Below are 16,206 nucleotides of genomic sequence, written 5' to 3' on the forward strand. Positions count from 1 at the left end.
GAAGAAATATGTGAAGGGCCTGACGGCCCATTGAATTTGAATTAATCGAGGGTAATCTCAAGAGCAAGACCTCTCAGTTCGTGAACCAATACATTGAAGGATTCAGGGATATTTGGCTTCGGAAGGTTTTCACCCTTCACGATTGCCTCGTATGCCTTCGCCCTACCAACGACGTCATCAGATTTCACGGTCAAGATTTCCTGCAACACATGGGATGCACCAAACGCTTCGAGCGCCCATACTTCCATTTCCCCGAACCGCTGTCCACCAAACTGGGCTTTACCACCCAAAGGCTGCTGCGTGATGAGAGAGTAAGGACCGATGGAACGTGCGTGCATCTTGTCATCGACCAAGTGACCCAATTTCAACATGTAGGTAATCCCCACGGTTACTGGCTGGTCAAACATTTTACCAGTAAGACCGTCGTACAAATAGGTACGTCCATATGCCGGAAGACCTGCTTCTGCCAATTCGGCCGAAACTTCTTCCATTGTAGCTCCGTCGAAAATCGGAGTAGCATACTTCTTGCCCAACTTGTACCCTGCCCAAGCAAGTACGGTCTCATAAATCTGACCGATGTTCATCCTTGAAGGTACACCGAGTGGGTTGAGGACGATATCCATCGGGGTTCCGTCCTCCAAGAATGGCATATCCTCTTCTCTCACGATTCGGGCGACAATACCTTTGTTTCCGTGACGGCCAGCCATTTTGTCACCAACCTTAAGCTTGCGCTTTTTCGCGATATACACTTTTGCAAGCTGTACGATTCCAGCAGGCAATTCATCTCCAACCTCCAAGGTAAACTTGTCTCGTTTGAACCTTCCTGAGATTTCGTTTCTTGCATTCACATAGTTTTTGACCAGTTTTTGGATCAAGCCATTTGTATGCGCGTCGTCTGTCCAGTCGTCAAGAACGATATCGGAAATCAAGTTCGCTTCCTCAGGGACGTTGTAGTTAGACTCGTCACGGTAAGGATTTTTAGCAGGAAAGAGGTTCTGCTCGATATTTTTCAAGTTGAACTTAACCCCCTTGCTGATGATCTCATCGCCGAATTTATGCTTTACGCCTTGAGAGGTCTTTCCATCCAGCAACGTGACCAACTTATTGATCATCTTTGCACGGATACCTAGGAGATCCTTGGCGTATTTGCCTTTCAATTTTTCGACTTCTGCTTTGGATTTTGCGCGAAGGTCTTTGTCCTTCTTAGGCCTAGAGAACAGCTTGGTTTCGATCACAACGCCGCTTAGAGAAGGGGATGCCTTCAAAGAAGCATCCTTCACATCACCTGCCTTGTCACCGAAGATCGCACGAAGAAGTTTCTCTTCCGGAGTTGGATCAGTTTCACCTTTTGGTGTGATTTTACCGATAATGATATCACCCTCTTTAACTTCAGCACCGATTCTGATGATACCGTTCTCATCAAGATTTTTAACGGCCTCTTCAGATACGTTTGGAATTTCAGAAGTCAATTCTTCCTCACCACGCTTCGTGTCCCTTACTTCAAGTTGGAATTCTTCTATGTGGATTGAAGTGAAGATATCCTCACGAACAACGCGCTCAGAAATTACGATCGCATCCTCGAAGTTGTAACCTTGCCATGGCATGTAGGCAACCCTGAGGTTTTTACCCAATGCCAATTCACCTTTATTGGTAGAATAGCCTTCCACCAAGACCTGGCCTTTTTTTACTTTTTGTCCTTTCAAAACCAAAGGAGTCAAGTTGATGGTTGTGTCTTGGTTGGTACGACGGAATTTGACCAATTCGTAGGTTTTGTATTCATTGGTGAAATTCACCAAAAGATCGTCCTGAGTCAGGTCGTATTTGATTGTGATCTTATTGGCATCGACAAATTCGACAACACCATCAGCTTCTGCCAAAACCAAAGCCCTTGAATCGATGGCAGCTTTATACTCGAGACCTGTACCAACGATAGGTGCTTCTGGCTTCAACAAAGGAACTGCCTGACGTTGCATGTTGGATCCCATCAAGGCCCGGTTGGCATCATCGTGCTCCAAGAACGGAATCAGCGAAGCGGCCACAGACACGATTTGGTTTGGAGCTACGTCCATGTAGCTGATCGCAGACGGCTCCAACACAGGGAAATCGCCTTCGAATCTTGCTTTTACCTTCTCATTGATGAAGTTCCCTTTTTCGTCCAATGGAGCATTTGCCTGAGCAATGTTGTTGTCATCCTCTTCTTCCGCAGTCAGGAATACAATGTCCTTAGAATCCATGGAAACTTTACCGTCCTTCACTTTTCTATAAGGAGTCTCCAAGAATCCCATGGAGTTCACTTTTGCATGCACGCAAAGTGATGAAATCAGACCAATGTTTGGACCTTCCGGAGTTTCGATCGTACAAAGACGACCATAGTGCGTGTAGTGAACGTCACGGACTTCAAATCCAGCCCTTTCCCTTGAAAGACCACCTGGACCGAGGGCTGAAAGCCTTCTTTTGTGGGTCAGTTCGGCCAATGGATTTGTTTGGTCCATGAACTGGGAAAGCTGATTTGTACCAAAGAATGAGTTGATCACTGAGGACAGGGTCCTTGCATTGATCAAATCAACAGGTTTGAAATCCTCATTGTCACGAACATTCATCCGCTCTCTAATCGTCCTGGCCATTCTCGCCAGACCAACACCGAACTGGCTGTACAATTGCTCACCCACAGTCCTAACCCTTCTGTTACTCAAGTGGTCAATATCATCTACTACCGCTTTTGAGTTGATCAAGCCGATCAAATACTTGACGATGCTAATGATATCTTCAGTCGTCAACACGATTTTCTCCGGGTCGATATCCAAGGAAAGCTTCTTGTTGATCCTGTACCTACCGACTTCACCCAAATCATAGCGCTTGTCGGAGAAGAACAACCCGTGAATAACCTCGCGCGCAGTTGCTTCGTCCGGTGCTTCAGTATTTCTCAATTGACGGTAGATTACTTCAACCGCCTCTTTTTCAGAGTTTGAGTTATCCTTTTGGAGTGTGTTATATATGATGGAAAAATCAGCCACGTTCACATCTTCCCTGTGCAGGATGATCGACTTCGCGCTCGACTCCATAATCATCTGAATATCTTCATCTGTCAGAATTGAATCCCTTTCCAGCAGAACTTCATTTCTGTCAATAGAAACCACCTCACCGGTATCTTCATCAACGAAATCCTCAACCCAAGTTTTCAACACCCTTGCGGCCAATTTCCGTCCGGTGATTTTCTTGAGGTTGTTTTTGGTTGCTTCAATCTCCTCCGAAAGACCAAACAGGTCGAGGATCTCTTTATCCGAACCAAACCCAATCGCCCTCAACAAGGTAGTTACCGGGAATTTCTTTTTCCGGTCGATGTAGGCATACATGACATTGTTGATGTCAGTCGCAAACTCAATCCAGCTGCCCTTGAATGGAATGATCCGAGCTGAATAAAGTTTGGTTCCGTTAGTGTGCTTGCTTTGCGCAAAGAACACACCCGGTGACCGGTGCAATTGGGAAACAATTACACGTTCGGCCCCATTGATCACAAATGAGCCCTTCTCGGTCATGTAGGGAAGGTTACCCAAGAAAACTTCTTGCTCTATCGTCTCGAAATCTTCATTGTCTTCATCATGACAGAGCAACCTTAGTTTAGCTTTCAAAGGAACGGAATAGGTCAATCCCCTATCGATACATTCCTCAACGCTATATTTTGGTGGATCTACCGTGTAGTCGATAAATTCAAGGGTGAAATTTTCCCTGGAGTCAGAGATCGGGAAATTCTCAGAGAACACCTTGAAAAGACCGTCCTGTCTCCTTCTCTCGGCCGGAGTATCCAATTGAAAAAAGTCCTTGAATGATTGTAATTGGATATCTAGGAAATCAGGATAGTCTTTGACTACCTTAATAGATGAGAAACTTTTCCTTTCAGTTTGATTCTGGATAGCCAAGGCAGTATATGTTTTTGGTGAAAATAACTAATAGAAAGCGACAATTTTCGCTTGGAATAGTGCAATTTTTAACCTGCGCACAAACAGGAAAAGACCTGACTATACAGTCAGGTCTAAATCCATACCCTTTCCCTTTGGAAAAGGCGAATCAAATTACTTGATTTCGACTTCAGCTCCAGCTTCTTCCAAAGACTTCTTCAAAGCTTCAGCTTCGTCTTTAGCAACGCCTTCTTTCACTGCTTTTGGAGCACCGTCTACCAAGTCTTTTGCTTCTTTCAAGCCAAGACCGGTCAACTCTTTCACCAGCTTCACAACAGCCAATTTCTGACCGCCAGCAGCTTTAAGGATTACGTCGAAGGAAGTTTTCTCTTCTACTTCAGCAGCGGCACCAGCGCCACCACCAGCAGCAGGAGCGGCAACGGCAACAGCAGCAGCTGCAGGCTCAATGCCATACTCGTCCTTCAAAATATCAGCCAATTCTTTTACTTCTTTTACAGTCAAGTTTACCAACTGATCAGCAAGTTGTTTAAGATCTGCCATTGTATTATTATTTAAATTGTTGATTTTTAATTAAATGATGTTTGAAAATGATTATTCTTTTTCAGAAAGAGTCTTGACTAGGCCAGCCAAGGTGTTTTGTCCTGATTGAAGTGCAGAGACCAAATTCTTCATTGGTGACTGTAGCAATCCAATAAGTTCGCCAAGAAGCTCTTGCTTAGACTTGATGTTGGAGAGGAACTCCAACTGATCTTCGCCTAGAAACACATCTGAATCGATGGAAGCTCCTTTGAAAACGGGTCTTGTTTCTTTCTTGCCCATCTTCTTTCTGAAGTCCAAAAGGATATTAGCAGGAAGCTTTCCACTCTCTTTGGTGAAGATAATTCCTGAGAATCCTTTTAGCGCCACTTTGGAAAATTCGGTATAATCTCCACCGAGGTTTTCCAAGGCTTTTTTGATTAGGGTGTTTTTGTAAACCTTGTACTCTACACCTTTCTCAAAACATGTTCTTCTAAAAGCATTTACCTGCGCTACTGTGAATCCTGATGCATCAGTAACATAGAAGTAAGGGTTTTCTTTCAACTTCTCGGTAAGACTTTCGATTATCTCTAATTTTTCTTCTCTAGTCATGATCAGATACCTTGAAAACTGCCTTTATCTATTTTAATGCTCGGAGACATCGTGCTGGAAAGGTGTATACTCTTGAAGTAAGTACCTTTGGACGTCGAAGGTTTCAGCCTGGAAATAGTGTTAACCAATTCTTTCACGTTGTCCTGGATTTTTTCAGGATCAAAGGAAACTTTCCCAACACTTGCGTGAATAATACCAGTTTTATCAACTTTGAAGTCGATCTTACCAGCTTTCACTTCCTTTACTGCTTTGCCAACCTCCAAAGTCACAGTTCCAGATTTTGGGTTTGGCATGAGACCTCTTGGACCCAAAACCCTTCCCAATCTACCGACTTTCGCCATTACGTTTGGTGTGGTGATGATGACATCAATGTCTGTCCATCCACCTTCGATCTTAGCGATATAATCATCTAGACCCACATGATCTGCTCCAGCGTCCTTCGCTTCCTGTTCTTTGTCAGGAGTGCAGAGTACGAGTACCCTGATGTCCTTTCCTGTCCCATGAGGCAAGGCCACTACGCCTCTAACCATTTGGTCAGCCTTTCTAGGATCGACTCCCAAGCGGATGTCAACATCCACAGAGGCGTCGAACGTAGCATTCGTGATTTCCTTGATCAAAGAAGAAGCGTCCTCTAAGGAGTAATGCTGGCTCTGGTCGTACTTAGAGAGAGACTCTTTTTGTTTTTTCGTTAACTTAGCCATAATTGTAATTTTATTCCTCCCAAGGGGCTTTTCCTGAAACAGTAATACCCATACTTCTAGCGGTACCTGCGATCATTTTCATGGCAGATTCCACTTTGAAAGCGTTCAAGTCAGGCATTTTCACCTGCGCAATATCCCTTACTTGATCCCAAGTGACGGAACCGACTTTTTTCCTGTTTGGCTCTGCTGAACCACCTTTGATTTTCGCGGCATCTAGCAACAGGTTTGCTGCTGGAGGCGTCTTTACTACGAATTCAAATGATTTGTCAGAAAAAACAGTAATCAAAACCGGCAATACCTGACCCATTTTGTCTTGGGTCCTGGCATTGAATTGCTTACAGAACTCCATGATGTTCAAACCCTTGGAACCAAGGGCCGGACCAATTGGAGGTGATGGATTTGCCTGGCCACCTTTCACCTGTAATTTCACATAACCAGTGATTTCCTTAGCCATTTTTAATCTTGTTTTTCTACTTGTATAAAGTTTAACTCAACTGGTGTATTCCGACCGAAGATCTTAACCATAACATTAAGTTTCTTCTTGTCTTCAAACACCTCTTCAATTGTCCCGGCAAAACCACTGAAGGGACCGTCCATTACTTTAACGGTCTCTCCCACTATAAATGGTGTCTCAAGCTTCACGGCAAACTCATCAATCTGCTCAACACGACCCAAGATCCTGTTGACTTCAGACTGCCGTAATGGTTCAGGGGTTTTGGAAGCTCCCCCCTGGTTTGATCCTAGAAAACCGATAACACCGGGAATACTCGTTATCACGTGATTAGCTTCACCATGGGTAAGATCCGCATTGACAAGGACGTAGCCAGGAAAGAAATTACGTTCCCGTACTCGTTTTTTGCCGTTGCGCATCTCGTAAACTTTTTCGGACGGAATCAAAACTTCAGGAATATATTCCTCAAGTTTTTGACGGACAATCTCGTTATCCAAGTAAGACTTGGTCTTCTTTTCTTGTCCGGCTACCACCCTAAGCACGTACCACTTATGTTCAGCCATCAGTATTAACTTCGATTAGAATAGATCGTAAAACCACTTCATTAAATTCTCGAATCCCAAGTCAATCACCCCAATAACCAACGCAAAAATAAGCGAGGCGACCAAGACCAAAACAGCACTGTTTTGCAGAAATGAATAGGAAGGCCAAGTGACCTTGTTTTTCATCTCGTCGATAGATTCGATAACAAAACTTTTAATATTCATGGTTACTACATTGTTTGCACGGGCAGAGAGATTCGAACTCCCATCAACGGTTTTGGAGACCGCTATTCTGCCATTGAACTATGCCCGTATGAATTTTTGGTCCCCAAAAGGAACGCAAAGGTAGTTATTATGGAATAGAGAAACAAATGCGATCCCAAAAAAAATTCAGGATCGCATTTGATATATTGAGTCTGTGAATTCTTAGTCAAGAATTTCAGTCACCTGACCAGCACCTACGGTTCTACCACCTTCACGGATAGCGAAACGAAGACCTTTCTCCAGGGCAACTGCGTTCAACAGGTTCACTTCGATAGTGATATTGTCACCTGGCATAACCATCTCAACATTCTCAGGAAGTTTGATTTCGCCCGTCACGTCAGTAGTTCTCAAATAGAACTGTGGACGATATTTGTTGAAGAATGGAGTGTGACGACCACCTTCTTCTTTTGAAAGGACGTAAACTTCAGCCTTGAAGTGAGCGTGTGGCTTTACAGAGTTAGGCTTGCAAATGATCATCCCTCTTCTGATCTGAGTTTTTTCGATACCTCTCAACAAAAGACCAACGTTGTCACCTGCTTCTCCTCTGTCAAGGATTTTGCGGAACATTTCCACACCGGTAACAGTAGACTTCAAACCTTGAGCGCCCATACCGATGATGTCAACTGGATCACCAGAGTTGATAACACCTCTTTCGATTCTACCAGTAGCAACGGTACCCCTACCAGTGATAGAGAATACGTCTTCAACAGGCATCAAGAAGTCTTTGTCGATCAAACGCTCTGGGATTGGAATATACTCATCCACAGCGTTCATCAATTCCATCACAGTAGCTTCCCACTTTGGCTCGCCATTGAGTGCACCAAGCGCAGAACCAGCGATAACTGGAATATCGTCACCTGGGAATTCATAGAATGAAAGCAGTTCTCTGATCTCCATTTCCACAAGCTCAAGAAGCTCAGGGTCATCCACCATATCAACTTTGTTCATGAAAACAACTAGAGCTGGTACACCTACCTGACGAGCAAGAAGGATGTGCTCTCTTGTTTGAGGCATCGGTCCGTCAGTTGCAGCTACCACAAGGATAGCACCGTCCATCTGTGCAGCACCAGTAACCATGTTTTTCACATAGTCAGCGTGACCTGGGCAGTCAACGTGCGCATAGTGTCTCTTCTCAGTCTGATACTCCACGTGAGAAGTATTGATTGTGATACCTCTTTCTTTTTCTTCAGGAGCGTTGTCGATAGAAGAGAAATCTCTTAATTCAGAAAGACCTTTTTTAGCCAATACTGTAGTAATGGCAGCAGTCAAGGTAGTCTTTCCATGGTCTACGTGACCAATCGTACCGATATTTACGTGCGGTTTGGAACGGTCAAAGGTTGCTTTTGCCATGCTTGAAAATCCTCAGTTTTAGTTAAAGATATGAATTAGTTAAATGTGCCATTGTTGTATGAGCCAACGACGGGATTTGAACCCGTGACCCCTTCCTTACCAAGGAAGTACTCTACCCCTGAGCTACGTCGGCTAATAAACACCCTATGCTATAAAAGCATAGAGCGGGAGACGAGGCTCGAACCCGCGACCTGCAGCTTGGAAGGCTGCCGCTCTACCAACTGAGCTACTCCCGCTTTTAAATTGCAGCGCAAAGGTATTGATTTTTTTGCATTCTGCAATCAGTGGGGGAAACAGGATTCGAACCTGTGAAGACATACGTCAACGGATTTACAGTCCGTCCCAGTTGGCCGCTTTGGTATTCCCCCAACTGCTTTTTAGTTAATTTTTTCGACTGTTTTGAAGCCTAGTAAACTTAACGGATGGCAAAATTATACCCTTTTGCCAAAGATTCAAAATAAAGCAAAAATTTTTCCGAGTATTTTTCGGGCCCAAAAAATAATCCTATAAAAATCAAGGGATTACTTCTCATCGAGGTATTGTGACAGAAACATTTCCTCGTACCTCTTCGCCAATGGATCTTTCTCTTGGGCGTAAATCTCCTTCGCAAGGTCTAGTACGCCTGGCTGGTCAATAAACCCGAAAAGCCCCATAAAAGCCCCAATTCTTACATAGTTGGCGCGGTCGTTCTTCGCTATGCTGGACAATTTTTCGATAGCGATGTTGCTATCATCGGTGGCCACGGAGGAGAAATACTCGCTGAAATACCCAAGGAAGTAGTAACGATTTTCCCCATTCAGCTGATCGAGTTTTTCACTAAACCAAGCTGATTTTCCGGCAGTTTCCTCCGATAAATAATAACCTGCCAAAGCGACCAGCATACGGATGTTCTTTTCATTCTCAAACCTCCCGGCGATTTCCTCTCGGTTGACATTGTTCTCATTTTCCAAATAGGCCGACAACGCTGCCCCGGCAACATAGTAGGACGGATGATTGATCCACCTCAAGAAGTCATTCGCATATTTATCAGCATCCATCACCGACAGCAACTCAATGGCGCCTAGCCTCACGGTGTTTTTCGGATCATTTTCCGCCATTTGGTAAATGGTCTCCTCAAGTCCTTCGATTTCGAGCAGCCAATTTGGATTTTCAGCAATTCCAATTAAAGCCATTTCTCGAATAGACCAAAAGCTGTCCTTGAGTGCGGCGGCTACGATTTCCCTTACTCCTTCATCTGAAGCAAACATGCTTTTCAAGCTGTCCAACGCTTCATATCGCGCAATACCAAGCGTCGAAGCCTGAAATTGATTGATGAAATGCTGCTTCCCACGACTAGTTTTTTTCACAGCCAACAGGTCGACTGCTTCATCTACCATCAGTAAGTCAACAGGTTCCCCGTTTTCAATCGCAAATTGCTGCCACGCTTTATCAATTACCAGCTCCTTTTCGCGTCGTTCTCCATTTATATACCAACTCACCTTGAATGGAATCCGGTACAAAGGAGTTGTTGAGAAATCCTGACGCTGGGAAACTGTAAGCAGCAGGTTATCTTCCTGGCTATAATCCACCTCATATTCCAATATCGGATGCCCGGAAGCCAAAAACCATTGGTTAAAGAACCAATTCAGATCGAGTCCCGTGACTTCCTCAAAAGCAATCCGGAGATCATGGACTTCAACGGATTGAAACGCATGTTTTTTCAAATAATGATTCAACGATTTGAAGAACGCCTCATCTCCCAAATGTCTACGCAACATATGAAGTATCGCACCTCCCTTGGCATAGGAATGACTGTCAAACATGTCGTCAGGTTTGTCATGATAAAAGCGGATTAAATCTTCCTGCTTTACCTCCGCCTCATCCAAATAGGTTTCGATTTCCGAAACGTGATGCAGATCAGCCTCATCCCGACCATTTTTGTACTCATACCAGAGGTATTCCGAATAGGTGGCAAACGCTTCATTCAGGGTTAAATTAGCCCAAGATTCAGTCGTAACGTAGTCTCCAAACCACTGATGGAAGAGTTCGTGGGCGATAATCCCGTCCCACTCCGAATCAATTGCCTCGCGCTCATTCAGATTGAGTTCCTCCATAAATATGGTGAGCGTGGTATTCTCCATCGCCCCAGTCACAAAATCCCTGACCACGACCTGATTGTAATGAGACCAAGGGTAGGGTACACCGAGAAGACTTGAAAAGTACGCTATCATCTCTGGCGTATTTTGGAAAACAATTTTTCCGCCCTTCTCAAATTCCGGCTCGACGTAGTAATTCACCGGCATACCATCCCAACTGTCTTTGATTTCGACAAAATCACCAACTGCTATCGCAGCTAAATAAGGTGCATGTGCCAGGGCAAGTTTCCAATGGTCGGTCCTGGTTCCATCACCGTTTTCCTTGGATGACAACAGCTTCCCGTTACTCAAGGTCCGGTATTTCGAATCAACTGTCATTTTGATTTCTTGCGTTGCCCGCTCGTTTGGGCTATCTATCGTTGGAAACCATTTGGAATTATACTCCGTCTCCCCTTGAGTCCAAATCTGCGTGGGCTTACCAGGTTTTGATTGAGGATTAACAAAATAGATTCCTTTGGTATCCGTGATTGCTGAACCGGCCGCCGTTGTGTTTTTATTTGGAAAAGCAGTGTATTTGATACGGACCTGAATCGTATCGTTTGCTGAATAGGATTTTGGTAAATAAGCTGTGACCTTTCGTTCGTTGTAATAAAAATTAAGCTCAGTAGATCTGCCTTCTTCAAGCAAACCAAACGCATGGATTTCGAAATCCTTCGCGTCCAACACCACGGTTTTCTGAGGGAAAAAATAGGGTTTCAAGGTCAAAACGGCTTCACCGACGACGGTTTCATTTCCATAATCAAATCGTAAGTCCAATGCTGTATGCAACAAATCAAAATCCCGAGTCCTACTTGCCCGATACTCACTGATTTCACTTTCGAGACGTCTAATTATTTGTTCGTCCGATTCCCTAGGCTGCTGCTGCGCCAAGGAATCCACCACGACCATCGAGCTATCGTTCGTTGAAGAAACCTCCGTTTGGCTTGTCTTACAGGCCAAACTTGCAAAAAAGAAAGATGCGATTATTGAATTAGTTATAAATCTATTGCTACCCATGCATTTTGGAGATAAGTCGTATATTTGGCGCAAAATAATTGAAATGTACACAGCAACCATCAGCGAGTCAGTTTTTGAGGTACAAAAATCGAAAGACCAATGGCTTGTCGGACAAGAAGTACAAGATTGGCAATTGACCAAAGTGAGGGACCGACACTACCACTTGCTGCACCAAAATCAGTCCTTCAAAGTTGAATTGATACAAATAGATGAAGAGTCCAAGACGGTCATTTTGAAACTCAACAATAAACTGGCCGAAATCCAGCTCAAGGACAAATTTGATTTGCTTTTGGAAAAGCTAGGAATGAATTTTTCTAAGGGCACTGCCCCACAAGATCTCAAAGCACCGATGCCCGGTTTGATTTTTGATATCAAAGTGATGGAAGGCGACGCCGTCAAAAAAGGAGATGCCCTGTTGGTATTGGAAGCGATGAAAATGGAAAATATCCTCAAATCCCCGAGCGACGGGGTGGTCAAATCAATTAAAATCAAAAAGGGCGAAAGTGTCGAGAAAAATCAGGTGCTGATCCAATTTTAGCGGGAATTGGGTTTAGATTCTTGACTTAAGCATATATATTTGTCGGATTTATCGAAATTTCTACAGGATTCAAACCTCCTTTTTCAAACTCAAAAGACCAATGAAGTACAAAAGAATATTGCTGAAGCTGAGCGGCGAGGCTCTCATGGGCGAGAAAAAATACGGCATCGATTCCAACAGACTTGAGCAGTACGCACAGGAAATCAAAAAAATTAAGGACTTGGGTGTCGAGATCGCGATCGTCATCGGGGGAGGCAATATTTTCAGAGGCGTCCAGGCAGAGAGGACGGGAATTGACCGGGTTCAAGGAGATTACATGGGAATGCTAGCGACATTAATCAATGCAATGGCACTACAAAGTTCTTTGGAACAAAATGGCATGTATACCCGCCTCATGTCTGGCATCAAGGTCGAAAGCGTTTGCGAACCCTTTATCAGAAGAAGGGCAATTAGGCATTTGGAAAAAGGAAGAATTGTGATTTTCGGCGCTGGAATAGGGAATCCCTATTTCACTACAGATTCCACGGCCGCGCTTAGGGCAATTGAAATCGAAGCTGACGTGGTATTGAAAGGTACCCGCGTAGATGGAGTCTATACCGCCGATCCTGAGAAGGACAAGAGTGCGACGAAATACGGCACGCTGTCATTCCAAGAGGCGTATGAAAAAAACCTCAACATTATGGACATGACGGCATTTACACTATGCCAAGAAAACAACCTTCCAATCATTGTATTTGACATGAACGTACCCGGCAACCTCGAAAACCTTGTCAAAGGAGAGGAAATCGGCACTTTAATATCATCCAACTAATCCAGAAAGACATGGAAGAAATTCAACTATACCTGGAAGAAGCAAAAGAACTGATGCAAAAAGCGGTCAACCACACTTCTGCCGAACTGGTGAAAATCCGTGCGGGTAAAGCAATGCCAAATTTGCTTGACGGCATCATGGTATCGTACTACGGCTCCCCAACGCCACTTCAGCAAGTATCCTCAGTCAATACACCCGACGCGAGGACTTTGACAATCAAGCCTTGGGAGCGAAACCTCATCGGGGAGATAGAAAAAGCCATCATCAATTCGGATTTGGGCCTTGCACCTCAAAACAATGGCGAAATGGTCATACTTACCATTCCCCCACTGACAGAGGAGCGCCGGAAACAATTGGTGAAATTGGCCAAACAAGAAACAGAGGCTGGTAAAGTTTCCGTAAGGACTATCAGAAAAGAAACCAATGATTCTCTTAAGAAATTGCAGAAGGACGGAGCCTCAGAGGACGACATCAAACGCGCCGAAGAAGTGGTCCAAAAGTATACGGACCAGTATTCCGCCAAAATCGATGAGTTGTTGGTGAAAAAAGAGCATGAGATCTTGACTGTCTGATCTCACACAGAATCATCGATCCAAAACAAAGCGGGCCAAGTCGGTCCGCTTTTTTGTTTTTCGCCCTAAAGACACCTCCAAGCCAGGACCCGCTATGGTATTCCAAGCGTGCCCACGATTAATTGAAAAATCCATCGTGTTACTGTCCTGATTTTCAAAGGTTTTTGTACTGAATGTTTTTGGAAAAAACAAAAAAGTGAAAAAACGAATGCCTGGGAATGTGTCTTTCGAAAATATTTTGAAAAAAAATTCACCTAAAAATCCGCTTTAAGAATCGAAATTTGATTGTCACAAACGGATATTTGCTTTTCATTTTTTGAACCTTTTTAACCCCCGAAAAAAGCTTTGTTTTTGAAATGCAATGCTCTAAATTTCAACTGTTTCGAAAAGAAATCTCCTTCAGTCCAATCGAAACAAACCAAAAAAAATCACCCACCCTTAGCCTCTCAAACTGGCGGCTAAACAACATTCAAGGTTATGAAAATAGGAATCTTAGGCGGCACCAAGTTGTCAGCCACACTCGGAAACAAGTTGCTTAACTCCAATCAGACCGTTGTATTTGGTGTCAGGGAAGACTTCGTCACCAAGGACATCGAATGGAAAATCCTCAACATGCATCTAGACAAGGTGTTTAGCTTTGAAAAAGCGATTGAGATGTCGGATGTACTATTGATTTGCTGCGAAAACGAGCACCTCCCAAAAGTATGCTCAGCGATGGAAAGATCTGATTTGGGCTGCAAAATCATCATCGACTGCACCAATGGCGCCTACACCAAAGATTTCTGCTGCAATACCCAGTTGATCCAAAAAAGCATTGGCGACCAGAAGCTTTTCAAAGCCTTCAATAACCTCGGGATAGACTATCCAAAATCCGATCCGATGGGTTTGGTGAAGGAAACTTACTATTGCGGCCCCAACTCCATCGAAAAGATCAGTGTCAAAAAGATCATCGAGTGGGTCGGATTCAAGCCAGTTGATGCTGGCGATCTTGACAATGCTTTGCTGTTGGAAGCTTTCTATCACCTCCGAAAAACGATCTCCTTCCAGAGACCTGAGAAAATGGATTACCATTTTAAGTTGATTACGGTCTGAAACACAGGCCGGCAACGATTCAGCTTAGCGAATATCCCCGCTGTTCCATAATTCTGAAAAAAAGGATATGCGCCATATTGCGCGCATGTTCCTTGGCATAGTCCGCATTTTTTCCTTCGAAATGTTCATGGATCGTGCCGAACCACAATTCAAGCCAATTTCCAAAATGCTCCTGACCGATGATGCCTCCGGTGTCTCGGTCCATTTTTTTGTGTACAGGAACAGGACTGAATTTCCCGGCCCCAGGGCCTGTCTGCAAGAGAACCATCTCCCAAAAATCCGTCAATCGCTCGAGATGTGTCTCCCAATCCTCCACAACCTGGTTGAAAATCGGACCCAAACGCCCATGTAGCCGGACTTTGGCGTAAAATGACCTAACCAATACCGAAACATCTTGTCGTCCTAGGATATCCGGTTTCATTGTACTTTTTCTTTCAAAATTGGCTGGAGTACTTCTGTAGATCCGTCGATATCCGCCGGAATAGGTAATCCCAAAATTTGGCAGATCAGCGGATACACATGTACGTTTTCAAAAGTCTCTATCTTAAAGCCGGGTCGTATCTGAGGTCCATTCGCATAGAAAATCCCGTGCATGTCCTTGTACTCCGGACTGTAGCCATGCTCGCCGAATACCTTTGTGCCAAAACGCGCGGAGCGTTGTTGGTATTTGACCATGTCTGAGGCCGTGGCCAGGTAATAGCCCAAATCTGCCATAATCAATATATCCCCCATCCGCTTTCCAAATTTGTCGACATTCTTGTAAAACGTCTTGTCAGACACTTTGTCGACCTTTATCGGCAAGGGAAACTTTCTCAATTCTTCCAAAACCAGATCGGCCGAGGAGGGATCGTCCAAGTAGACATGGGCAAGGGAACCATTGTTGACCACTTTTCCTTGGATTCCTTTGGTCATTTGATCCAGGTCAACCAAGTTTCCGATCGGCACATTGGTCATACCGTGATCAGACACGATGACGACTGTGATCGGAAGATCAAGACTCTTCAAGCCTTCGAAAAGTGATCCTAATTCCCTGTCCAGCTTCTGAAGTTTCTTGGACAATTGCGCATCATTGTCAGGACCATACATGTGACCCACATCGTCCATGTCCGAAAAATACATGGTTATCAACCGCGGTCGATCGGCTTCAGGTAACTGTAGCCATTCCAGGACTTTCCCGACCCTTGTCAGGTTGGGCACGTTGCCGTCATAGACATAGTAAAAGCTGGGAAGAGTCCCCTTGATCGCAGTCTCTGAACCCACGAAGAAAAAACTTGCAGATTTGACTCCATGTTGTTCGGCCTGAACCCACAGCGGAGTCCCGGCATACCAATAGGGGTCGTGAACGATTGGTTTGTTTCCGATTGAATACACTTGGCCTTTTTCAGGATCGAAAAACGAGTTATTCACAAGCCCGTTATTCTCTGGTCTCATACCTGTTGCGACCGCATAGTGGCTTGGAAAGGTCTTTGTAGGAAAGGACGATATCATCGATTTGGCAGCGGTGCCGGCGGCGATAAACCGGCTGAGGTTTTCGGGTTGAAAACGATCCACATAATCATACCTGAAACCATCCAATGATATCAAGATCACGTAATTTTGATTCTCCTGCGCGATTGTCTTTAGACAGAAAAAGCAAAATACGATCAGCTGAAGGCCTATTTTGAACATTGAAGTCACATCGAAAAAGGGTGGGCTTTTTCTGTTTTTTT

Annotated in this window: 15 protein-coding genes and 4 tRNA genes; 4 read left to right on the forward strand and 15 right to left on the reverse strand. The window is 44.4% G+C overall.

The window, feature by feature from the left end:
* Window positions 1-41: 41 nt before the first annotated feature.
* From rpoB to L0U89_RS09300, 13 genes are all read right to left on the reverse strand, one after another.
* On the reverse strand, window positions 42-3,917 hold the full coding sequence (gene rpoB / locus L0U89_RS09240) for a DNA-directed RNA polymerase subunit beta (RefSeq protein ID WP_234861260.1): 3,876 nt from the start codon (window positions 3,915-3,917) through the stop codon (window positions 42-44).
* Window positions 3,918-4,070: 153 nt separating this feature from the next.
* Complete coding sequence (gene rplL / locus L0U89_RS09245) at window positions 4,071-4,457, reverse strand: 50S ribosomal protein L7/L12 (protein ID WP_008627493.1); 387 nt, start codon at window positions 4,455-4,457, stop codon at window positions 4,071-4,073.
* Window positions 4,458-4,508: 51 nt separating this feature from the next.
* The gene (rplJ, locus tag L0U89_RS09250; RefSeq protein ID WP_008627494.1) at window positions 4,509-5,045 is read right to left on the reverse strand and encodes a 50S ribosomal protein L10; all 537 of its coding nucleotides are present in this window, start codon (window positions 5,043-5,045) and stop codon (window positions 4,509-4,511) included.
* A 2-nt stretch (window positions 5,046-5,047) separates the two neighbouring features.
* Window positions 5,048-5,746, reverse strand: a complete 699-nt coding sequence (gene rplA, locus L0U89_RS09255) for a 50S ribosomal protein L1 (RefSeq protein WP_008627495.1) — start codon at window positions 5,744-5,746, stop codon at window positions 5,048-5,050.
* Between the two features lie 10 nt (window positions 5,747-5,756).
* On the reverse strand, window positions 5,757-6,200 hold the full coding sequence (rplK, locus tag L0U89_RS09260) for a 50S ribosomal protein L11 (protein WP_008627496.1): 444 nt from the start codon (window positions 6,198-6,200) through the stop codon (window positions 5,757-5,759).
* 2 nt (window positions 6,201-6,202) lie between these two features.
* Window positions 6,203-6,760: a transcription termination/antitermination protein NusG gene (gene nusG, locus L0U89_RS09265; RefSeq protein WP_040480097.1), complete on the reverse strand. Its 558-nt coding sequence runs from the start codon at window positions 6,758-6,760 to the stop codon at window positions 6,203-6,205.
* A 15-nt stretch (window positions 6,761-6,775) separates the two neighbouring features.
* On the reverse strand, window positions 6,776-6,964 hold the full coding sequence (secE, locus tag L0U89_RS09270; protein ID WP_008627498.1) for a preprotein translocase subunit SecE: 189 nt from the start codon (window positions 6,962-6,964) through the stop codon (window positions 6,776-6,778).
* Between the two features lie 17 nt (window positions 6,965-6,981).
* A tRNA-Trp gene (locus L0U89_RS09275) sits at window positions 6,982-7,052 on the reverse strand.
* A 113-nt stretch (window positions 7,053-7,165) separates the two neighbouring features.
* Window positions 7,166-8,353 (reverse strand): elongation factor Tu, encoded by a 1,188-nt coding sequence (gene tuf, locus L0U89_RS09280; protein ID WP_008627499.1) that lies wholly within the window; start codon window positions 8,351-8,353, stop codon window positions 7,166-7,168.
* Window positions 8,354-8,414: 61 nt separating this feature from the next.
* A tRNA-Thr gene (locus L0U89_RS09285) sits at window positions 8,415-8,486 on the reverse strand.
* 30 nt (window positions 8,487-8,516) lie between these two features.
* A tRNA-Gly gene (locus L0U89_RS09290) sits at window positions 8,517-8,589 on the reverse strand.
* A 49-nt stretch (window positions 8,590-8,638) separates the two neighbouring features.
* Window positions 8,639-8,721 (reverse strand) — tRNA-Tyr (locus L0U89_RS09295).
* A 153-nt stretch (window positions 8,722-8,874) separates the two neighbouring features.
* A complete protein-coding gene (locus L0U89_RS09300; protein WP_234861261.1) occupies window positions 8,875-11,484 on the reverse strand; it encodes a M1 family metallopeptidase in 2,610 nt (869 codons plus the stop codon).
* 43 nt (window positions 11,485-11,527) lie between these two features.
* On the opposite strand from L0U89_RS09300, the gene L0U89_RS09305 reads away from it, so the two are divergent.
* From L0U89_RS09305 to L0U89_RS09320, 4 genes are all read left to right on the forward strand, one after another.
* Window positions 11,528-12,022 (forward strand): acyl-CoA carboxylase biotin carboxyl carrier protein subunit, encoded by a 495-nt coding sequence (locus tag L0U89_RS09305; protein WP_234861262.1) that lies wholly within the window; start codon window positions 11,528-11,530, stop codon window positions 12,020-12,022.
* A 100-nt stretch (window positions 12,023-12,122) separates the two neighbouring features.
* On the forward strand, window positions 12,123-12,833 hold the full coding sequence (pyrH, locus tag L0U89_RS09310) for a UMP kinase (protein ID WP_008627504.1): 711 nt from the start codon (window positions 12,123-12,125) through the stop codon (window positions 12,831-12,833).
* Between the two features lie 11 nt (window positions 12,834-12,844).
* The gene (gene frr, locus L0U89_RS09315) at window positions 12,845-13,405 is read left to right on the forward strand and encodes a ribosome recycling factor (protein ID WP_008627505.1); all 561 of its coding nucleotides are present in this window, start codon (window positions 12,845-12,847) and stop codon (window positions 13,403-13,405) included.
* Between the two features lie 477 nt (window positions 13,406-13,882).
* A complete protein-coding gene (locus L0U89_RS09320) occupies window positions 13,883-14,497 on the forward strand; it encodes an NADPH-dependent F420 reductase (RefSeq protein WP_234861263.1) in 615 nt (204 codons plus the stop codon).
* A 19-nt stretch (window positions 14,498-14,516) separates the two neighbouring features.
* Here the strand turns inward: L0U89_RS09320 and L0U89_RS09325 are convergent, their stop codons facing one another.
* A complete protein-coding gene (locus tag L0U89_RS09325; protein ID WP_234861264.1) occupies window positions 14,517-14,918 on the reverse strand; it encodes a group III truncated hemoglobin in 402 nt (133 codons plus the stop codon).
* Window positions 14,915-16,087 (reverse strand): alkaline phosphatase family protein, encoded by a 1,173-nt coding sequence (locus L0U89_RS09330; protein WP_234861265.1) that lies wholly within the window; start codon window positions 16,085-16,087, stop codon window positions 14,915-14,917. The genes L0U89_RS09325 and L0U89_RS09330 overlap by 4 nt, the downstream gene beginning before the upstream one ends.
* Between the last annotated feature and the right edge of the window lie 119 nt (window positions 16,088-16,206).

It is taken from the genome of Mariniradius sediminis, assembly GCF_021491425.1.
Taxonomy (GTDB): Bacteria; Bacteroidota; Bacteroidia; order Cytophagales; family Cyclobacteriaceae; genus Mariniradius; species Mariniradius saccharolyticus.